General features: G+C 62.2%; 19 protein-coding genes. 6 read left to right on the top strand and 13 right to left on the bottom strand.

Annotation, left to right across the window (positions count from 1 at the left end; all coding sequences use genetic code 11):
• Positions 1-22 precede the first annotated feature (22 nt).
• The 9 genes from HFRIS_RS06545 to HFRIS_RS24725 form a co-directional block, all read right to left on the bottom strand.
• Positions 23-661 (bottom strand): SCO family protein, encoded by a 639-nt coding sequence (locus HFRIS_RS06545; protein WP_006462486.1) that lies wholly within the window; start codon positions 659-661, stop codon positions 23-25.
• Positions 658-1,452, bottom strand: coding sequence for a formylglycine-generating enzyme family protein (locus tag HFRIS_RS06540; protein WP_051110885.1), 795 nt, complete (start codon positions 1,450-1,452; stop codon positions 658-660). Before HFRIS_RS06540 ends, HFRIS_RS06545 begins: the two co-directional genes overlap by 4 nt.
• Positions 1,453-1,484: 32 nt before the next feature.
• Complete coding sequence (gene nirK, locus HFRIS_RS06535; RefSeq protein ID WP_006462484.1) at positions 1,485-2,981, bottom strand: copper-containing nitrite reductase; 1,497 nt, start codon at positions 2,979-2,981, stop codon at positions 1,485-1,487.
• Positions 2,982-3,122: 141 nt separating this feature from the next.
• Positions 3,123-4,250 (bottom strand): hypothetical protein, encoded by a 1,128-nt coding sequence (locus tag HFRIS_RS06530; RefSeq protein WP_244436266.1) that lies wholly within the window; start codon positions 4,248-4,250, stop codon positions 3,123-3,125.
• A 16-nt stretch (positions 4,251-4,266) separates the two neighbouring features.
• A complete protein-coding gene (locus HFRIS_RS06525; RefSeq protein WP_006462482.1) occupies positions 4,267-4,614 on the bottom strand; it encodes a metal-sulfur cluster assembly factor in 348 nt (115 codons plus the stop codon).
• A gap of 34 nt (positions 4,615-4,648) precedes the next feature.
• Positions 4,649-5,098, bottom strand: coding sequence for an RrF2 family transcriptional regulator (locus HFRIS_RS06520; RefSeq protein ID WP_006462481.1), 450 nt, complete (start codon positions 5,096-5,098; stop codon positions 4,649-4,651).
• Positions 5,099-5,120: 22 nt separating this feature from the next.
• Complete coding sequence (locus HFRIS_RS06515; protein ID WP_006462480.1) at positions 5,121-7,421, bottom strand: nitric-oxide reductase large subunit; 2,301 nt, start codon at positions 7,419-7,421, stop codon at positions 5,121-5,123.
• A 113-nt stretch (positions 7,422-7,534) separates the two neighbouring features.
• Positions 7,535-7,840: a HigA family addiction module antitoxin gene (locus HFRIS_RS06510; protein WP_006462479.1), complete on the bottom strand. Its 306-nt coding sequence runs from the start codon at positions 7,838-7,840 to the stop codon at positions 7,535-7,537.
• Positions 7,841-7,849: 9 nt separating this feature from the next.
• Positions 7,850-8,128 (bottom strand): type II toxin-antitoxin system RelE/ParE family toxin, encoded by a 279-nt coding sequence (locus HFRIS_RS24725; RefSeq protein ID WP_152486647.1) that lies wholly within the window; start codon positions 8,126-8,128, stop codon positions 7,850-7,852.
• A 396-nt stretch (positions 8,129-8,524) separates the two neighbouring features.
• Between HFRIS_RS24725 and HFRIS_RS06505 the strand changes: the two genes are divergently transcribed.
• Positions 8,525-9,322 carry a transporter substrate-binding domain-containing protein gene (locus HFRIS_RS06505; RefSeq protein ID WP_006462477.1) on the top strand — a complete coding sequence of 266 codons (798 nt, stop codon included), beginning with the start codon at positions 8,525-8,527 and terminating at the stop codon, positions 9,320-9,322.
• A gap of 106 nt (positions 9,323-9,428) precedes the next feature.
• Here the strand turns inward: HFRIS_RS06505 and HFRIS_RS06500 are convergent, their stop codons facing one another.
• Positions 9,429-11,090: a methyl-accepting chemotaxis protein gene (locus tag HFRIS_RS06500; RefSeq protein ID WP_152486646.1), complete on the bottom strand. Its 1,662-nt coding sequence runs from the start codon at positions 11,088-11,090 to the stop codon at positions 9,429-9,431.
• A 225-nt stretch (positions 11,091-11,315) separates the two neighbouring features.
• Positions 11,316-12,113: a transporter substrate-binding domain-containing protein gene (locus tag HFRIS_RS06495; RefSeq protein WP_039874743.1), complete on the bottom strand. Its 798-nt coding sequence runs from the start codon at positions 12,111-12,113 to the stop codon at positions 11,316-11,318.
• A gap of 652 nt (positions 12,114-12,765) precedes the next feature.
• On the opposite strand from HFRIS_RS06495, the gene HFRIS_RS06490 reads away from it, so the two are divergent.
• The gene (locus tag HFRIS_RS06490) at positions 12,766-12,984 is read left to right on the top strand and encodes a hypothetical protein (protein ID WP_006462471.1); all 219 of its coding nucleotides are present in this window, start codon (positions 12,766-12,768) and stop codon (positions 12,982-12,984) included.
• A 224-nt stretch (positions 12,985-13,208) separates the two neighbouring features.
• Here the strand turns inward: HFRIS_RS06490 and HFRIS_RS06485 are convergent, their stop codons facing one another.
• A complete protein-coding gene (locus HFRIS_RS06485) occupies positions 13,209-14,780 on the bottom strand; it encodes a methyl-accepting chemotaxis protein (protein ID WP_039874699.1) in 1,572 nt (523 codons plus the stop codon).
• Between the two features lie 549 nt (positions 14,781-15,329).
• On the opposite strand from HFRIS_RS06485, the gene HFRIS_RS06480 reads away from it, so the two are divergent.
• The 4 genes from HFRIS_RS06480 (at position 15,330) to HFRIS_RS06465 (ending at position 17,720) form a co-directional block, all read left to right on the top strand.
• The gene (locus HFRIS_RS06480) at positions 15,330-15,731 is read left to right on the top strand and encodes a response regulator (protein WP_006462469.1); all 402 of its coding nucleotides are present in this window, start codon (positions 15,330-15,332) and stop codon (positions 15,729-15,731) included.
• A gap of 8 nt (positions 15,732-15,739) precedes the next feature.
• Positions 15,740-15,970, top strand: coding sequence for a hypothetical protein (locus HFRIS_RS06475; RefSeq protein ID WP_006462468.1), 231 nt, complete (start codon positions 15,740-15,742; stop codon positions 15,968-15,970).
• Between the two features lie 558 nt (positions 15,971-16,528).
• Complete coding sequence (locus tag HFRIS_RS06470; protein ID WP_006462467.1) at positions 16,529-17,068, top strand: response regulator transcription factor; 540 nt, start codon at positions 16,529-16,531, stop codon at positions 17,066-17,068.
• On the top strand, positions 17,061-17,720 hold the full coding sequence (locus tag HFRIS_RS06465; protein WP_039874698.1) for a GGDEF domain-containing protein: 660 nt from the start codon (positions 17,061-17,063) through the stop codon (positions 17,718-17,720). Before HFRIS_RS06470 ends, HFRIS_RS06465 begins: the two co-directional genes overlap by 8 nt.
• Here HFRIS_RS06465 and HFRIS_RS06460 read toward each other — a convergent pair.
• Positions 17,705-19,339: an FAD-dependent oxidoreductase gene (locus HFRIS_RS06460; RefSeq protein ID WP_006462465.1), complete on the bottom strand. Its 1,635-nt coding sequence runs from the start codon at positions 19,337-19,339 to the stop codon at positions 17,705-17,707. The genes HFRIS_RS06465 and HFRIS_RS06460 overlap by 16 nt on opposite strands.
• Between the last annotated feature and the right edge of the window lie 29 nt (positions 19,340-19,368).

The following is a 19,368-nucleotide window of genomic DNA, read 5'->3' as shown; positions in this document are numbered from 1 at the left end:
GGTCGATCTGCCACCACTGACACTACTGTGCGCTTAGCTTCACCTTCCTCAAGAATTCCGGGTCGATGCCGCTGAGCTGTTTGGTGCGGGCCGCCACACGACCCTCTGCATCCAGCAGGATGAGGTCAGTGCTGTGATTGAAATCCCCATTGGGCAGGGCCCGGTACTGCAATCCCAATATCGCTGCCAGTTTGCGCGTGGTGGCGACGTCGCTGCGGGCCAGGGTCCAGCGGGGCGAATCAATCTCGCGCTGGCCGGCGGTACGCTTGAGGACAGCCACCGTGTCGCGCACGGGATCGATGGTGATCAGCAGCACGCTGAGCCTGGCACGCTCCGGCGCCGTGAGTCCTGCCTCCGTATTACGCAGCGCCTCCACCAGCAATGGGCAAACGAATTCACACGAGGTGTAGAACATGCCGACCAGCATCGGCTGGCCGCGCCTTTGCGCCAGGCTGAACGGTCTGCCATCCTGATCGGTAAAGCGGGCATCGAGCTGGTACACCGAATCACCGGGCAAGGCCGCTGCGACTGTCCCCGGCGGACGTGAAGAGGCTGGCGCGCAATGATCCTCCGGCGCTGCGGCCATCACTGTGCCGCCGGTGAGCGCGCCCACAATGAATGCCATGGTCGCCAGTAGTGCTGGCAATGCTGAGATTTTCATGACTTCTCCTTGGATGAAATCGGGCGTACACAGCGAAAGCCCAGGCTACTGGTGCTGTCGGCGGCGCCCAGGGACGACAGCAGTGCGATACGCATCAGCACGGCATAGTTGTCGCGTTGCTGCAGGTTGATGGCGCCTGCGCCGCAAAACTGGAGCTTGTCGGGGTCATCAGCCGAGCGGCTATCAGGGCTGACCAGCAAGGCGTTGAAGTCGTCCACCCATTCCCAGATCAGACCATGCATGTCGCGTACACCATAGAAATTGGCCTCGCCGCCCACGTCGCCAGGCCCGCCGCCGACCGGGCGGGAATACCAGTTGAGGATGCGGGCGCGCCACGCCGGATCGGCGCGGGCATCGTGGCGACTGGCATCGGCGGCGGCCACGTATTCCCATTCCTGCCAGGTCGGCAGGCGCGCGCCCTCGGCTTCGCAATAGGCCTGCGCCGCGAACCAGCTGACGTTGACGACCGGCCGCGCGCTGGCAGCGCCCTCCATCGGGTGCTCCGGCGTGGCCCAGTCCTTCAGGTAGCCACCGTCGACAAACGCTCGGACCGCCTGTCCACGCTGCCACTGCGGGTACGCGATCACGAAGGCGCGAAACGCGTCCTGGCTTACCGGCAGGATGCGCATGTCGAAGGCGGCCACCGTGACCGGCCCGCGATCGGCGTCACCGGCCAGTACGCTGACCAGCGTGCCGGCCGGCACCCGTACATAATCGGCCCCCTGAGCATGGGCCTGCCCCGGCATGCCGAACTGGGCCAGCAGGCCGGCCGCTACGATGACGCGGATCATCTCGCGCCCGCTCGCACTGATCACGGAATGGCTCAATGGTCGGCCTTGGCAGCCCCGGCGGGCTTGCTGGCACGCAGCTTCCTGACCTCCTCGGTGGAAACGCGCCCACCGGGATTACCCCATTCATTGGCCACGTAGGTCAGGATGTTGGCAATCTCGTCGTCATTGAGCTGGTTCATCGGCGGCATGACCGAATCGTACGCAGTGCCATTGACCACCACCTTGCCGCTGAGCCCGTGCAGCACGGCCTTGATGGCGCGATCATAGCCGCCGGTGAGATAGTCGGACTTGGCCAGCGGTGGGAACACGCCCGGCAAGCCTGCACCATTGCTCTGGTGGCACACCGAGCAGGTACCAGCGAACAGGGCTTTGCCGGCCTGAACCTGATCCTGCAGCGTCAGCTTGCCGCTTGCGGCGTTGGCGGTGGCCGTGGTCACGGCGGCCAGATTGGGCTGGGCACGGTCGCCCAGGTAGACCGAGTCCAGTTCCTTGCCGGAATAGATGGCCTTGTTCTCCGCGCCATTGACCTTGAGGATGGCCAAGGCGCCCTTGTTGAAGGCCCGGAAGATGGAGTGATCGACCAGCACGTAGCTGCCCGGCACCTTGGTACGGAACTCGACGATGGCGGCGCCGCCGGCCGGAATCAGTGTGGTCTGCACATTCTTCTGCGCCAGCGAGCCGCCTTCGAACTGCACCTTGTCGAAGATGGCACCGATCACATGGAAACTGGATACCAGGTTGGGACCACCGTTGCCGACGAACAGACGCACGGTTTCATTGACCTTGGCGGTGATGGCCTTGTCGCCGGTGAGCGCGCCTTCGGCACCGTTGAAGAGCACGTAGGTCGGACGTTCGTCGATCGCCTTTTCCATGTCGAACGGTTGCACGCCCTTCTCGCGATACTTCCCGGTAGTGTAAAAGTCGCCCTGCATGACGTAATACTCGCGGTCGACCTTGCTCAAGCCCTGTGGAGGCTCGACCAGGATCAGACCGTACATGCCATTGGCTACGTGCATGCCCACCGGCGCGGTGGCGCAGTGATAGACATAGAGGCCTTCGTTGAGGGCCTTGAAACTGAACTGCGACGCGTGACCCGGCGCGGTGAAGCTGGAGGCGGCGCCCCCACCGGGTCCGGTCACGCCGTGCAGGTCGATGTTGTGCGGCATCTTGCTGTCGGGATGGTTCTTGAGATGGAACTCCACCGTATCGCCCTGGCGCACGCGGATGAAGCTGCCGGGCACGGTGCCGCCGAAGGTCCAGAAGGTATAGGAGACGCCTTCGGAAATCTGCATTTCCTTCTCCACCACTTCCAGATCGACGATCACCTTGGCCGGGTAATTACGGTTGGTGGGTGGCGGCACTTCCGGTGGGCTGGTGAGCACAGCACGGATGGGTGCACCCTGCGGCGGCCCGAAGTCGCCGGTCTTGCCAGACTTGCCGACCTGGACCGGCTTGGCCGCAACCGGAGTCGCTGGGGTCGCTGGGGTCGCGGTCGTAGCCGGCAGCGTGACGGCGAGGCCCAGTACCAATAATGCGGGGATGAGCGCTTTCCTGATATTCAATCTCACGACGTTCTCCTTGGTGAGGCGTCGAGGGTCGGCGCCTATAAACATTCATTAGGAATGAATCTTTATGTTAAGAACGCGCAACCGAGATTGGATTGAGGCAGGTCAAACGGTATCAGCAGCGACCCCATGGTGCCGGTAGCGCCAGGCCCATGCTGAGGCCAGCATCGTCAGTGCAAACGAAATGATGGCAATTGCGTTGAGCGAAGCGCCCGAGGCAAGCAGATCGGCGTGCCACCATCCGCCGCCACAACGCAACAGCAAGGAGGCATGCATGACCATCAGCGGCCCATAGAACCACGGGCCATACAACACCTTCACGCGGGCAACCGCCGGCAGGATGACCGGTGCATGCGCCATCACCATGCTCCAGATGAATCCCAGTCCGAGTGCATGCAACGCGACATCGCGTAGCGGCAGGCCCGCGTCGGGATGCACACCCCACTCCAGCCCGAGGCCGATCCACCCAAGACCCGACACCATCAGCCAGCCATAGCCGCTCAACAGACACACGGCCATGTAACGACTCAGGCCCCGCGACCGCACAGTCCGTCGGGCGACATCGAAGCAGCAGAGCCACCCTGCCAACGTCAGCAGCGCGATGCCGAAAAGCAGCAGTCCGATACGCAGATCGACCAGTGCCGTGACCAGCGCCGCCAGCAGGCACAGCAGGGCCGACAGCAAGAGCGGGCGCGATACCGGGTGCCTGGGCAAAAGGCGCGACATCTCCAGACGTTCCGCCGTGATGGTCAGCACCACGAAGGCGAACCACCAAAGCAGCGCGACGTTGACGTCGCGTTGCGATGCCTGCACCACGTTCCCGCCAAGCCATGCCAGGGCAGCCATCAACATCAGCATCGTATGCGTGGCCGGCTGGCGCGCCAGCAACAGCGCGCTGACCGCCACGAAGCACAGCGACGCCGCGCCGCCCAGAGCAGTTATCCAGGGGAAGGCCTGCTGGCCCTCGGCTGCCAGGAGCAGCAGGCCCTGCGCCACGCAACACAACGGAGCGAGATATGCCCACCGAAGACGTACCGCCACCGCACGCTCGATGGCGATGACGCTCCCCAGAAAGACCGGCAGCATCAGTACGGCATGCAAGCCGGCGCTTTGCCCGATCAGCTGACTGCCGTAAGGCAAAGGGGGCAGCGAACCGGCCCGCAACAGCCCGCCCAGTACCGCGCACACCAGCATGCCGACCAGGGCGATGGCAACGCTGAAGCGCGCAATCACGACCGCGGAGGGCATCTCACCACCCCATGAGATGACGTGCCTTGGCGCTCATCCGGGCCGGCTCCCAGGGCGGTTCCCAGACCAGCTGGATATCCAGCCCATGGCCGGCGGGGAGTACCTTGCGCATCTCTGTGCGGGCATCATCGAGCACGACCTCCGACAAGGGACAGGCCGGACTGGTCATCGTCAGCTCGACATGCGCCACACCATCGGCCACGCGCACACTGTAGATCAGTCCGACATCGACGATGGACAGCGCCAGCTCGGGGTCTATCACGCGTGTCAGGGCCTGCTGTATCGGGCCTTGCAGTGCGTGCGGACCGTCGTAAGGGAATGGAGCGGAAACATCGGTGATGGCAGCCATGGCAAGCGAAAAAGGTGACGCCGGACAGCGGCCCTCAGGCCGCACGCACCGGCGGGAGTTGAAGTAGTTGGAGCAATACGTTGCGGTTGCGTGTGATGTCGGCCAGGGTGTATTCATCCAGCACGGCATAGAAGGCCTGGGCCGCCTTCTGCAGCGCCGCCTTGAGCCGGCAGGCATCGACGATCACGCAATGATCCGGATGTGGACCGAAGCACTCTGCCGGAACGGCCGGCCCTTCGGTGGCACGTACGACCTGGCCGATCACGATCCCGGCCGGCGGCACCGCCAGGCTCATTCCACCGCCCTTGCCCCTGATGGTGGCCAGCCAGCCCTGCTGCGCGAGGAAATGCACGACCTTGGTCAAATGGCTTTCGGAAATGGCGAAGGTGGTGGCAATCTCGGCGATGGTCGCACGCCGCTCCGGTTGCGTGGCCAGGTACATCAGCACGCGCAGGCTGTAGTCGGTGAACTGGGTCAGTTTCATGGGCAATGCTCCTGATGATGTCTCAAGCTTTTTCCGCAGGGACCGCCACGGCGCTCCTGGCAGCATGACGGCCGGGCCGACGCAGCAGGCCGATGGCATAGCATGCCAGCATCAGCCCGCCCGCGGCAAAGACGATGTCACCTGGTACACGCAACCAGACCAGCGTTTCCATGACCCTGGAATGCAGCACCTCGGGGGAGCGCGCAAACCACATGCCGCGGTCGATGCTGGCCCAGGCCTGGTAGATGCCGGTCGGCAGCAAGGACATGAAGACCATCATCGCCAGGCCGAGGTTCAGGCACAGATAGGCGGGCTTGAGCCACCCATCGGCGTGCCGCTCCCGTGCATACAGGCCACGCAGGCAGAACAGCATGAGCCCGATGCCCAGCATGCCATAGACACCGAACAGGGCCGCGTGGCCGTGTGCCGGGGTCATGTTCAGCCCTTGCACGTAGTACAGCGAGGCGGGCGGATTGATGGCGAAACCGAGCACGCCGGCGCCTACGGTATTCCAGAAACCGACCGCCACGAAACACAGGATGGGCCACTTGTAGGCGCGCATCCAGGCGGCCCCCTGGGCGCGCCGATAGGTCTGTACCGCCTCCAGGCCAATCATGGCCAGCGGCACCACCTCAAGTGCGGAAAACACCGCGCCCACGGCGATCACCGAGGTCGGCGTACCGGTGAAGTACAGGTGATGCAGGGTACCCAGGATGCCGCCGAACAGGAAGACGATGGTCTCGGCAACGATGGCGCGGTTGGCGCTGGCGGTCTGCACCAGGCCCAGACGGGTGAAGATCAGGGCGACCACGGCGGTAGCGAATACCTCGAAGAAACCTTCCACCCAGAGGTGGACCAGCCACCAGCGCCAGTATTCGATCATCGAGTAATGGGTATGTTGCCCCCACATCAGGGAACTGGCGTAGAAACCGCCGATGCAGGTAGCCGACAGGAACACCATGGCGATCAGGCCCCGGCTCTCGGAGGGCGTCTTCAAGGCCGGCCACAGCGCGCGTCCCAGCAGCAGGAGCCAGAACAGCAGACCGACGAACAACAGGATCTGCCAGACCCGGCCCATGCTGGTGTACTCCAGGCCCTGGTTGCCGATCCAGAAGCTGAAGTCGACCCCGGCGTGCTGCAGGCTGCCGATCCAGCCGGTAGCGGTCGAGCCGACCACGATGGCGATCAGCGCCCAGAACAGCACATCGACACCAAGTTTCTGGAATCGCGGCTCCCGCCCCGACAGCAAGGGCGCGATATACAGGCCCGTGGCCAGCCAGGCAGTCGCGATCCAGAAGATGCCGACCTGTGTGTGGACCGTGCGACTGACAACATAAGGCAGCAGTTGCGCCAGCGGGATGCCGAAGAAGGCTTCGCCTTCCACCGCATAGTGGGCCGTGATGGCGCCCATGCCGATCTGCAGCAGAAGCAGTCCGATGACGGCAAAGAAATATTTGCGCGTGGCCTTCATGGATGGCGTGGCCACCACATCGAGGAAGGGATCGACCTTGGGCAACACGCTCTGCTCTGCGTGCTTCTGGCCACCATGGAACCACACCATGGCAGCAATCCCGGCAATGAGCAGTACGATGCTGGCCATGGACCACATGGCGGCGGACACACTCATCTTGTTGCCCACCAGCGGTTCATGCGGCCAGTTGCTGGTATAGGAAAGACCGGTTTGACCAGGCCGGTCGGTCGCAGCAGCCCAGGAAGACCAGAAAAAGAACGCGCCCAGCGCCCGGCGATCGGTGGCCTCGGGCAGACTGCCGGCCACCATGGCGTATTGTTCGCGCAGCGGCTGCAGCGCCGGGTCGCTGCCGAACAGGCCCTCGTAATGCGCCGCCGTGGCCTGGATGGCCTGTGCCCGCTGGCGGGAGACGGTCAGTACCTGGGTGGCCGCATCGTAGCCGTTATGGCGCATTTCATCGCGCACTGCTGCATCAAGGGCAGCTGTGGATGAAGACGTCGGAGATGATGTAAAAGCTGCCTGCGTGCCGACAAGACCTGCGCCGCGCTGCTCAAGCAATAATTCCCGCAGCGCCAGCGCTTCACGATGCAGCCAGTCAGCCGACCAGTCCGGCGCGACGTAGGCACCATGGCCCCAGACGGTACCGATCTGCTGGCCACCGGCAGACAGCCAGGCCCGTTGCCCGGCCTGGATTTGCTCGCCCGTGTAGAGCAGCTCGCCCTCGGACGACATCACGGTCTTGGGAATGGGCGGCGCCTGCAGATGGATCTGGTAGCCGAGAAAACCCAGTATCCCGAACGACAGGACAAAGATAAGCCCCAGCCAACGCCAGAGCCTGTGGACTGATTTCATGCGCCTCCTCCATAAGGTTCATTTCAGATGAATCTATGGTAGGAGCCGCCCTGCCCGTCAACCTTGCGGCATATCAAACAAATCCGCTCGCAGCGGGCAGCGAGGTGTTCGGCTCAAGCACCGGACACCATCATGGGACGGATACGAGTCTTGATGATCGGCAGCAGTTCACGTTGAGCGATCCGCAAATCGTATTCGGCCTGCAGGTTGAGCCAGAATTTGGGATCCATCCTGAAGTAGACGCCCAGGCGTACCGCCGTATCAACAGTGACAGGCCGCTTGCCACGTACGATTTCACTGATACGCGACACCGGCACGTCTATATCGGCCGCCACGCGCGCCGCCGTCATCCCCATGGGCTTGATGAATTCTTCCAGCAGGATTTCACCTGGATGAATTTCGTCCAGTTTCTTCGTCATCGTGCACTCCTAGTGGTAATCGACGATTTCAACGTCGTGTACGCCTTCAGCCGTCCAACGAAAACAAATTCGCCACTGGCCGCTGATGCGAATGCTGTATTGCCCCTTCCGGTTTCCGCGCAATGATTCAAGATGATTACCTGGAGGCACCTGTAGCACCGACAATGCAGAAGCAGCGTGAATCATCAGAAGTTTGCGGCGCGCCACGCGTTCGATATTCCTGAATCGCTTGACCGGCAAGCTATGGAACAGAGATTCAGTATCTGCGCAAGAAAATGAAAGGATCATTTTTAGGATGATTTTATACCGCCAAACAGTTTCCGTTAAACAGAAACTTCGCGAAAGAACAGGCGCCATCCTAGTCGAACAGGCAAGGCAGCTGGCAAAAGCGGGGCATTTTCATCCGGCATTCGGAATTTTTTGGATTTCCGCCCCTGGCGGTCGCTTATCTGTCGATTATCAATCAATGAGACAAGCCCGAACTTGGTGAACCCCCGCCCCAAGTTCGTCCCTTCCATGCCCCATGAACACCCGCCCAGGAAGGGCATCCTGGCGTATCATCCCCGATCAGCCGCTTCCGGGTCGATTACCGATTCAATTCCGGCCGATTACCTGTCCATAGCGTCTGGCACGCTCATTGCAATTGGGAAAGCTCCAGACGCATCTATTTTTCAAGGGGTTTCCATGAAGTTTGCAAAACCGGCCCTGGCCGTTTCCCTGGCCCTGCTGTCACTGGCCGTCAATACCGCCCACGCCGACGCACTGGCCGATATCCAGAAGTCCGGCACCGTGCGCATCGCCGTGCCGCAGGATTTCGCTCCCTTCGGCTCGGTCAACGCCGACCTGCAATTGCAAGGGCTGGACATCGACGTGGCCAAACTGATCGCGCAGAAAATGGGCGTGAAGGTGCAGCTGGTTCCGGTGGCCAGCGCCAATCGCATCGCCTACCTGCAGACGCACAAGGCCGATCTGGTCATCTCGACGCTGGGCAAGAATGCCGAGCGTGAAAAGGTCATCGATTTCTCGCAAGCCTATGCGCCGTACAACAACAGCGTCTTCGGCGTGGCCGCAGTGAAGGTCACCGGCCCGGCCGACCTGGCCGGCAAGACCGTGGGCGTGGCCCGTGGCACCTTCCAGGACCTGCAGTTGACCGACACTGCCCCCAAGAGCGCCACCATCAAGCGCTACGAAGACAACAACGCCATGATCTCGGCCTATGTCTCGGGCCAGGTGCAACTGGTGGGAACCGGTGACTTCGTGGCCTACGCACTGGCCGAGAAAGCGCCGGACAACAAGCCCGTGCTCAAGTACATCATCAATGAGTCCAGCTGCAGCGTGGGCCTCAACAAGGGCGAAGCCGCCCTGCTGGCCAAGGTCAATGACGTGCTGACCGCCGCCAAGAAGAGCGGCGAACTCAATGGCATCGTGCAGAAGTGGCTCAATGTGCCGCTGCCGACCAAGATGGCAACGACCTTCCAGTAAGAGCAAGCCACCACCGCAGATGACGGGACGACCATGAGGGCGTCCCGTCAGGCCCTGCGATGTTCTACCGCCCTTGCATCATCGACATTACCCTGGCTTGCCTCTCTCACGCCGTCAGCAGCGGCCGACGACGGGAGAACAAGGCAAGCCGGCGACCTCCGGCAGAAGCGCCAGGCTCGTCGGACTCATCAGCCCCACCCGCTGGCGTGATCACCGCCTGCCCCTCTACCCGGAACACGCTGACCAGTTCCGTCAATTCCCCTGCCTGACCCCGCATGGAAGCCGCAGCAGCTGCTGCCTGTTCCACCAGTGCGGCGTTCTGCTGGGTCATGTCGTCCAGTTGCGCGACGGCGTCATTGACCAGCTGGATACCTTCGCTCTGCTCGGTACTGGCCACGCTGATCTCGTTGACGATGGCATTGACCTGCTCCACGCTCTGGACCACGCGCGACATGGTGGCACCGGCCTGTTCCACCAGCGTGCTGCCGGCACTGACCTTGTCCACCGAATCGTCGATGAGTGACTTGATCTCCTTGGCCGCTGCCGCCGAACGTTGCGCCAGGCTGCGCACTTCTGAGGCGACCACGGCAAAGCCACGCCCCTGCTCGCCGGCGCGCGCCGCTTCCACGGCAGCATTCAAGGCCAGGATATTGGTCTGGAAGGCAATGCTGTCGATCACGCTGATGATGTCCACGATCTTGCGCGACGCGCCGTTGATCGCGTCCATCGTATCGACCACACGCCCCACCACCACCCCGCCCTCGCCGGCGATGCCGGCAGCCGAGGCCGCCAGGCGGCTGGCCTGCTGGGCATTGTCGGCATTGGTGCGGACGGTGGAAATCAGTTCTTCCATGGCCGAGGCGGTCTGCTCCAGCGCGCCGGCCTGCTGCTCGGTGCGGGCCGACAGGTCCTGGTTGCCCTCGGCGATTTCACCGGATGCCGTGGCAATGGCGTCGGTGCCATGCCGCACCCGCGCGACCAGGTCGCGCAGGCGCGTGTTCATGTCCTGCAGTGAGGCCAGCAACTGGCCGACCTCATCGCGTGAAGTCACGCTGATCTGCGCCGTCAGATCACCTGCGGCCACCCGCTGCGAGAGTCCCACGGCCTGCTTGAGCGGGCGCACGATGCTGCGCGTGAGCAGCCAGGCGCACAGCACGCCAAAGACCAGCGCGGCCGCCTCCAGCACCATCAACAGGATGCGACTGCGCGCGGCCAGCGCGACGATGTTGGCGGCCGCGTCATCGATCTCAGCCTGCTCGGCCTGCTGCAGCTTGCGCATGGCGACCTGGTATTTCTTGGACAGCGGCATGAACTCCTGGATCAGCACGCTGTTGGCAGCGTCCTGTTCGCCGGTGGACTTGAGGTCCATCATCTTCAGCGTGATCGCCTTGTAGTCTTTCTGCATGCCCTCGATCTCGGCGTAGAGTGCCTTTTCATTGGCGGTGTCGAACATCGGCACCAGTTCCTTCTGCAGATCGGCACTCTCCTTGACCGAAGCCAGTTCCTCGTTGAGGAAATAATTGTTGAGCGTGAGGTCGGTGCTGCGCGACATGGCGATGGTGCGCAGGATGGCTGCGCGCAGGTTGCCATACCAGCCCGAGATCAGGCGCTCCTTGCGCACCGACTGGCTGACCATCTCTTGCGTGACATTGCTGACCACCTGCAGGCGCCAGACGCCAATGCCCATGATCAGGATGGACAACGCCAATACCAGCGCGAAACCGCCAGCCAGACGGCTGCCGATACGCAGGTTCCCAAAGACCTTCATGATGATTCCCCAGTAATGGTGCATGCGGCCGCCCCCGAGGTTGCCGCTTGTCATTTTTCCAGCAAGAAACGTACCCGCCTGCGATGGCAGCGGCCGGGGACGCAGCCTGGGCTGGGCGGCAGGTGGAAAGGTACAGAGTGAGGAGTGGGGAGAGCAGCGCCGCAGGACGCGGCGCGCAGTGCAGAGGACCAGTACCGGCCCGCGATGCGGACCGGATCATGCTTCTTACTGGTAGGTGGTGGCGATCTTTTCCGGCAGCGGCACGTTGAGCCACTTCTTGACGATGCCATTGAGCTCGCCACTCTTCTTGGAGGCGGTCAGGGCCTCGTTGACCTTGGCCATGAGTGCGGGCTCGCCCTTGTTCATGCCGACATAACAGGTCGAGACATTGATGATGTACTTGAGCAGCGGCTTGTTGTTGGGTGTCTTCTCGGCCAGCGCATAGGCCACGAAGTCGCCGGTACCGACGATCTGGACCTGGCCCGAGACGTAGGCCGAGATCAGGCCGTTGTTGTCTTCATAGCGCTTGATGACGGTGCTCTTGGGCACGCTGTCGGTGAGCATCAGGTCTTCGAAGGTGGAGCGCGCCACGCCCACGGTCTGGTTGGCCAGGTCAGCCGGACCGGCCACCTTGATGGCGGCCACGCCAAAGACGCTGTTGTTATAGGGCGCATAGCCCTGCGAGAAATCGATCACCTTTTCGCGCTCGGCATTCTTGCCCAGGGTCGAGATGATCAGGTCGATCTTGTGGGTCTGCAGGAAGGCCATGCGGCTGGAGATGGGGACCGGCACCAGCTCGGCCTTGACACCCATGCCCTTGGCCACCAGCTTGGCCACTTCAATGTCCAGCCCCTGCAGCTGCAAGTCGGAATTGACCGAGCCATAGGGCGCGAAGTCCTGTGGCACGCCGATCTTCACCACCCCGGCCTTCTGGATGTCGGCCAGGTTGTCGGCATGGGCCGATCCGGCCAAACCGGCCATCAGGCCCAGGGATGCAGCGATTACGGTCTTGACGAACTTCATGGTGGTTCCCTTGTTGTCGTTGAATTGATGATCCATGCTGACGGGCAAACAGGGGGCGCCTGTTTCGGTATCACTCGTGGCGATGCAGGCGATGTCTAACTTAGAAAATACCCCCGATGTCCCGTCCCCTGCGATGCGCATCCACCCCTATCGGGCAGCGCACAGGACGCCTCCGTACTGATGCAATTACCATGCCCGCTCTCGCCTGCGATCCGGATTCGCCCCACCCTTCTCGTGAAGTCCGGGTCAGGCAAAAAACAGCTGCAGGTCAGGAAAAAATATTAGGTTTCCGCAATTTCTGCAAGCGCTCATCCTTTCCTGACAAAAGCTGCCCGGTACAGCCGATTCCACCTAGGAATAGTCCAACACGGGCGGGCAGCTGATCATACGAAAACTAAAGTTTCAAACTGGCCGGACCGCTGCCACGGTAATGAAAATCAACTTCATGACGCAGTTGCAGCAAGCCTGGTCTTTTCTGATTCCTGCGATGTTGCGATGGCGCTATAGATCAGCTTCGCATTCTCGCCAATTAGGAGAAGACGAGGAAAAAACGTAAAATCGAAAAAATAAGTTCTAATATTTTTCAGTTCGCAGTTATATTGCCGCAGGCACTCCGCTGCCGTCATCCAGACCAATCAAAAGGGAGAGATCCATGCCCAGACGTTCCAAGACACCTGAAACCGTTACCGCGACGCCGCCTCGCTTTCTGGTCGAGCCCGACGGCTTCCTCAACGTTCCGGTGAGCCGCAAGACCCGGGATGACATCCACCATCTCAAGAAAAGCATGCGCGTGAGCAGCCAGGCAGAAGTGATCGAAAAGGCCGTGGCCATCGTGCGCGCCATCGATCTGGCCGCACGCGGCGAGGAGTAAGGCCGGGCGGAGACGCCCTGACCTGGTCGCGACCGGTTCCGGTCGCGACAGTCTTCACATCCCTCTGCGTTCCTCCAAGCTCCCCACCCTGGGTGCGTGGCGACATTCTCGTCATTCCTCACGAGCGCGCAAAAAAAACGGCTGCCCGTCTTTATTCAGGCAGCCGCTTTTTATTGGTCCAGATCCCTCCCGCGATCCACGCGGGAGGCATTGGCCAAGACCAATCAACGCATCGACGCGGCGCCCTGTACCGGCAGTCGGAAGATGCTGACCTGCTCGGCCAGCTCACCGGCCTGCCCCTGCATGGCGCGTGACGCGGCGGCGGCCTGTTCGACCAGCGCCGCATTCTGTTGCGTGACTTCGTCCATGGCCGTCACCGCTTGATGGACCTGCTCGATACCGGCGCGCTGTTCTTCTCCTGCGGCACTGATCTGTCCGATGATGGTATTGACCTGGGCCACGCTCTGCACGATTTCCTGCATGGTCTGTCCAGCCTGCTTGACCAGCTGCGCGCCAGAATCGACCTTCTCCACCGAATTGCCGATGAGTACCTTGATCTCCTTGGCAGCCGCAGCCGATCGCTGTGCTAGGCTGCGCACCTCGGTAGCCACCACGGCAAAGCCGCGCCCCTGCTCGCCAGCGCGAGCAGCTTCTACTGCCGCATTCAAGGCCAGGATGTTGGTCTGGAAAGCGATGCCATCGATCACGCCGATGATGTCGACGATCTTGCGGGCGGAGGCGTCGATGTCGTCCATCGTCGCCACCACTTGCCCCACGATCTCGCCGCCCTGGCCGGCGATGTTTGATGCGGCCTGCGCCATCTCGGCGGCCTGGCGGGCATTGGCGCTGTTCTGCTGCACGGTGGAGGTCAGTTCCTCCATGGACGAGGCGGTCTCTTCCAGCGAACTGGCCTGGTGTTCGGTACGCGAGGAAAGATCCTGGTTGCCCGCCGCGATCTCCTGTGAAGCGGTGGCGATGGTGTCGGCACCGGTGCGCACGCTGGCGACGATATCGACCAATGAATGATTCATCTCGCGCAGGGCGCCGAGCAGTTCACCGGTTTCATCGGGAGCACGATCATCGATGTGCTTGGTCAGGTCGCCGTTGGCCACCTTGCGCGCAGCGTCCAGGGCATCGGCCATCGGCACGGTGATGGAACGACTGATCATGAAGGCGGCGATCAGGCCGATCAGGATCGCAATGACCGCCGAGATGATCAGGACGGCCGCCGAATTCACATAGGTGGCGTGCGCGGCGGTGGTCGCCTCGCGCATCTGCTCCTCGTACCGCCCCACCAGCTGGCGCAAGGCTTCCAGCAACTCACCCTGGGTCTTGTAGCGCGGACCGAACAGCAGGCGCTGCCCTTCTTCACCCTGGTCTTTCAGGCCCAGGCTCACCACATCAGCTGTGAAGGCAAAGTAGTTCTTGCCGGCTTCATCGACCGCATTGACCAGACGCTTGCCTTCCTCAGTCACCGCATTGCTGCGCAGATAGTCCAGCGCCTTCTGGAATTCCACCAGGTCCTTGTCGATGGATTGCTTGTTGCTCGCCATCTGGGCCTGGTCGTTCAGGATGATGATGTTGCGCGCCGAACGGGCGATGTTCATCATCAGGTACTGCATCTTCTGGGCAGCATTGACCTTGGGATAGATGCGACTGCTCAACTCGCTGGCGGTGTTGTCCAGCGATGACATGCGGACGACACCGACCAGGGTGATGATGACGAGCAACGCGAGAAGAACGGCAAAGCCGGCACCCAGGCGCGTACCCAGGCGGAGACGACGAAGAGGATTCATGTGAGTCTTGGTGTGGATTGGAATGGGGCCGGTGGGGTCACGTCGGCGCGCAGGCGATGATACGTCGGACGCCGTCCCCCCCCTATCCCGAACAGAGGGGTAGAGTCAGGCCTTATCGCCTCATGGGCATGGCGCACGGTCGGCCACATCGATGCAGGGCAAGCACTGAGCCGGGGGATTCGCGTTTGCACAACTGCCGGATTTGACTGCCGGCTTGCATTACACACCGTCTTTCATGGTAGACACCTCCCAGCGCATGAAGCGACGGTTTGCATTGCACGCCGATGCGAGCGGATTGGCAAAGCGGGAAAAGCGGGCGCTTTCCCGCTTACGCACAGGTTTGGTGGCCACTTGACTTCTGGTATAACGAGGGCTTCGTCGTCCCTCCCCCTCGGGCCCACCGGCCATGGCGACGGCTGCACTTGCTGGCACGACCGCCACCGTTCACCTGAATCGTCGTGATGACGCGGGTGTCTGGCCGGCTGCACCTGCCGGCATGCATCTTGCTGACCTGAGGGGAGATACGTCACCGCTCAAGGCACAAGTCACATGGCAGATACAGATCAGCATTTTCTCGTCGTCGACGATTTTTCGACCATGCGCCGCATTGTCAGCGGTCTGCTCAAGGAACTGGAATACACCAAGATCGTGGAAGCCGACGATGGCTCCACGGCGCTGAAGATCCTGGAGTCTGGTGCCTCCAATATCACCTTCGTGCTAACTGACTGGAACATGCCTGTCATGGACGGTCTGACGCTACTCAAGAAGATTCGCTCCTCACCCGCGCTGGCGCACCTGCCGGTGCTGATGATCACCGCCGAGGCCAAGAAGGAGAACATCGTCATGGCTGCCCAGGAAGGGGCCGACGGCTACATCGTCAAACCATTCAACGCCGCCACGCTGAAGGAGAAGATCGAGAAGATCCTGTCCCGGCGCGCGCAGATGAAATAGGACGCGCCATGGACATTCCCGCCAACGACGACCGGCAGGAGCCGGAAATCGGCGCCGTCATCCGGCATGTCTCGATGACCACCCGCATCCACCAGACCGTCTACACGCTGGAAAACCGTACGATCCAGCTGGGGGCCGGTGCGGTCCGCTCGGAGTATCGCGTACTGCTTGAGCGCGATGTCATCAAGGATTGGACCGAGGGCGATGTGGCCCAGTATTTCGGTCGGGACATCGAATGAATGCATGAATGAATGACCGCAGCCGGTGGTCCGCAAGGCCACCGCGCTGCGCCAGCCGCACCCACCGCCTCCGCTCTTCCCCCATCCTTACCCGCAGGCCCGCACACCTGCTGTCATGACAGCATGCCCCGGGCATCCGGCTCACCGGCCCTATCTCCCTCCCCCCCTCCTGCGCCCGTACACCGTCTTGAGCGTGCTCAGGCCTGTACGCCATTGCATCGGGCATGAACACGGACGACAGTTTATTGCAAAATAGCAATTTTCAAGAGATTTTCTGTGAATCTCCCCGCTTACAAAAGCGGGTATAACGTAACCAATAATCAGACTCATCCGTTGAGAGCGCTATAACAGATCAGGGCTGTTTCATTTTGGGGATGTGAGTCGACGTGGCAGTGTTAATCGTAGAGCATCCAGACACGGGACCGGGGAGCGTGCTGAAGGTCCTTGAAGCGAGTGGACTTCCGGTCAGGGCGGTAGCGGCACTGTCGCAGCTGGAGGGCGAGGTTCAAAAAAAAACCGGCCATCCTCATTCTCGAGACGCACCGGATCACCAGCGGCTTGCGTCCACTGGTGGCGGACCTGCGCCAGAAATTCCCGCTGCTGGGCATCGTCGTCATTGCCGACAACGGCAGTGAAGCGGCGCATGAAAACGCATTGCATGACGGCGCCGACTACTTCCTGCACAAGCCGGTCAGGGATTCCGTATTGCTGGCGACGATACGTTCTTTCATGCGACGCCTGCATATCCGGCATGCGCCCACCAGTGGCCCTCCCGAAGCCTGGAGCCTGTACCGCCGCCAGGGGACCCTGGTCAGCCCGCATAACGAACGGCTGGCGCTGAGCGACAAGGAATGCGCGATCCTGACCACACTGTTTCTCAGTCCGCACTTTCCGGTCAGTTCGGAACAGTTGCTGCATGCGCTCAACATCACGGCGGAGATTTTCGATCCTCATCGCATCGATACCATCATCTATCGCATCCGGAAGAAGCTGGCGCAACTCGTCCACACCCGGTTCGAGATCAGGAACATCTATGGCCGGGGATTCATGTGCGTCGCAATGAAGGAAGGTGCGGTCTTCTATGTTTGGGATGGATAACAGCGAACTGGCCCTGATCGGGCAACTGGCCGTCAGCGGCGCCTGCCTGGGTGCCATGGGCATCTTCGGCGGCCTGCTGCGGCATGCGCGTCGTCGCTGCCGGCATCTCAGCGAACAATTGGGACAGGCCTGCGCGCTCAATGAAAGCCTGCGCCGGCAAGCGCTCTACGATGGCCTCACCGGCCTGCCCAACCGTCTGCTGCTGGAAGAGCGGATCAGCTCCGCCCTCACCCGCGCCGAGCGCGAACAGGGTGCGTTCGCCCTGCTGTTCCTGGACCTGGACGGGTTCAAGACGGTCAATGACCGCTACGGTCATGCGGCGGGCGACCTGCTGTTGATGCAGATCGCCAGCCGCCTGTCAGACAGTCTGCGCCACGCCGATACCATTGCGCGTATCGGCGGCGATGAATTCGTGGTGCTCACTGAGATCGTATCCGCCGGCGACATCGGCATCATCCGTGACAAGCTGCATCAGGCGCTGTCGCAGCCCTTCCAGATCGGCGCCGATGCGCTGTGCATCAGCGCCAGCCTGGGCCACGCCCGCTACCCGGATGACGGCAGCAGCATCGACGCACTGCTGGCGCGCGCCGACCAGGGCATGTACCACCTCAAGCGCCAGCGCCAGAGCGCAGCCATCTACGCCACACAATGACAGACGCAGCGCGCCACGGCCGCCATGATCGCGGCGGCATCGGCCTGGTGCCAGCGGGCTGCGACGTGCTGATCGGGACGGATCAGGTAGGTGCTGCCGGCACGTGCCGCATACCGCCGGGCGGCCAGGCCTTCGAGGTCGATCAGGTCGGCGCCTGAGCCGGGTGCGGCGATGGTCTTGATCCTGACCTCGACACCGGGAACGTCAATGACCAGATCCGGCGCCTCGGCCGCGAACACCAGGATGGTAAAGCCCTCTCCCAGTTCTTCCAGCAGCCACCCGGGGCGACCATCGCGCAGGATGGGGGCGTCGGCGCAGGGAGTGCCGGGTGCCATGTGTGCACTGAAGAACGCGCTGTCAGGGGTGTTGAGGGACGAGTCGCGGTAGGGGGTGGGCGTGGACAGGCGGCCGCTGTTGACCAGGGTGCGCGCAAACGCCTCGGTCTCGGCCAGGCTCAGGACGGCGTCACGCAGAAGCTTGCTCACCGGGCTCTTGGGGGTGATGAAATCGGTCGAGCGGGTCGATTGCCGCAGGTTGTCATCGGCCGCCCAGGCGCGCTCCTCGTGGTAGCTGTCGATGAAACTGACCGGGGCATGGCCATCGATGACCAGCTTGAGTTTCCAGACCAGGTTGTCGATATCCTGTACCCCGGTATTGGCGCCACGGGCGCCGAAGGGCGAGACCTGATGCGCGGCGTCACCCGCGAAAAGCACGCGCTGGTAGCGCATGTTGTCGATGCGGCGGCAGGCGAACTGGTACACCGAGACCCATTCCAGTTCAAACTCCACGTCCTTGCCCAGCATGGCCTGGATGCGAGGAATCACCTTTTCGGGCTTCTTCTCTTCTTCCGGATCGGCATCCCAGCCCAACTGGAAATCGATGCGCCAGACGTTGTCACACTGCTTGTGCAGGAGCACGCTCTGGCCGCGATGGAAAGGCGGGTCGAACCAGAACCAGCGCTCGGCGGGGAAGCCGGCCTTCATGACGACGTCGGCAATCAGGAAGCGGTCCTGGAAGAACTGCCCGCTGAATGCTGCGCCCACCATCCTGCGGGTATCGCTGTTGGCGCCGTCACAGGCGATGATCCATTGCGCCTGGGTGTGGTAGAAGCCGTCCGGTGTCTCCAGCGACAGCGTGGCGCAATGATCGTCCTGCTTCAGGTTGAGCACCTTGTGCTTCCAGCGCAGCTCGATCAGGGGATGGGCCTGGCAGGCTTCGACCATGTATTGCTCCAGATAGTATTGCTGGAGATTGATCATGGCCGGCATCTTGTGCCCCGCCTCGGGCTGCAGGTCGAAGCGATAGACCTGGCGGTCCTCGAAGAACACCTTGCCCACCTGCCAGCTCACGCCCTTGTCCACCATGCGCCTGGCCACGCCCAGCCGGTCCCATATCTCCAGCGGACGCTGCGCATAGCAGACCGCGCGTGAACCGATGCTGACGGTGTCGTTGTCATCCAGCACCACCACCGGCAGGCCGCGCGCGGCGCATTCCAGAGCGGCGGTCAGGCCGATCGGCCCGGCGCCGATGATGACCACGGGATGAAGCTGCGGCTTGCCGTCGCGCTGCTCGTCGGACTGCCGATAGGTAAAGCGTGGGTAGGTATAGGTGCTCTGCACAGAAGTCTCCTTGGAATATTGTTGTCACG

It is taken from the genome of Herbaspirillum frisingense GSF30 (genome assembly GCF_000300975.2).
In the GTDB taxonomy this organism is placed as follows: Bacteria; Pseudomonadota; Gammaproteobacteria; order Burkholderiales; family Burkholderiaceae_D; genus Herbaspirillum; species Herbaspirillum frisingense.
This window is presented reverse-complemented; position numbering and strand designations above follow the sequence as displayed.

Coding starts and splice junctions, on each gene's coding strand:
- HFRIS_RS06545 (WP_006462486.1), bottom strand. CDS start 661: ATGAAAATCTCAGCATTGCCAGCACTACTGGCGACCATGGCATTCATT.
- HFRIS_RS06540 (WP_051110885.1), bottom strand. CDS start 1,452: ATGATCCGCGTCATCGTAGCGGCCGGCCTGCTGGCCCAGTTCGGCATG.
- HFRIS_RS06525 (WP_006462482.1), bottom strand. CDS start 4,614: ATGGCTGCCATCACCGATGTTTCCGCTCCATTCCCTTACGACGGTCCG.
- HFRIS_RS06520 (WP_006462481.1), bottom strand. CDS start 5,098: ATGAAACTGACCCAGTTCACCGACTACAGCCTGCGCGTGCTGATGTAC.
- HFRIS_RS06515 (WP_006462480.1), bottom strand. CDS start 7,421: ATGAAATCAGTCCACAGGCTCTGGCGTTGGCTGGGGCTTATCTTTGTC.
- HFRIS_RS06510 (WP_006462479.1), bottom strand. CDS start 7,840: ATGACGAAGAAACTGGACGAAATTCATCCAGGTGAAATCCTGCTGGAA.
- HFRIS_RS24725 (WP_152486647.1), bottom strand. CDS start 8,128: ATGATCCTTTCATTTTCTTGCGCAGATACTGAATCTCTGTTCCATAGC.
- HFRIS_RS06505 (WP_006462477.1), top strand. CDS start 8,525: ATGAAGTTTGCAAAACCGGCCCTGGCCGTTTCCCTGGCCCTGCTGTCA.
- HFRIS_RS06500 (WP_152486646.1), bottom strand. CDS start 11,090: ATGAAGGTCTTTGGGAACCTGCGTATCGGCAGCCGTCTGGCTGGCGGT.
- HFRIS_RS06495 (WP_039874743.1), bottom strand. CDS start 12,113: ATGAAGTTCGTCAAGACCGTAATCGCTGCATCCCTGGGCCTGATGGCC.
- HFRIS_RS06490 (WP_006462471.1), top strand. CDS start 12,766: ATGCCCAGACGTTCCAAGACACCTGAAACCGTTACCGCGACGCCGCCT.
- HFRIS_RS06485 (WP_039874699.1), bottom strand. CDS start 14,780: ATGAATCCTCTTCGTCGTCTCCGCCTGGGTACGCGCCTGGGTGCCGGC.
- HFRIS_RS06480 (WP_006462469.1), top strand. CDS start 15,330: ATGGCAGATACAGATCAGCATTTTCTCGTCGTCGACGATTTTTCGACC.
- HFRIS_RS06475 (WP_006462468.1), top strand. CDS start 15,740: ATGGACATTCCCGCCAACGACGACCGGCAGGAGCCGGAAATCGGCGCC.
- HFRIS_RS06465 (WP_039874698.1), top strand. CDS start 17,061: ATGGATAACAGCGAACTGGCCCTGATCGGGCAACTGGCCGTCAGCGGC.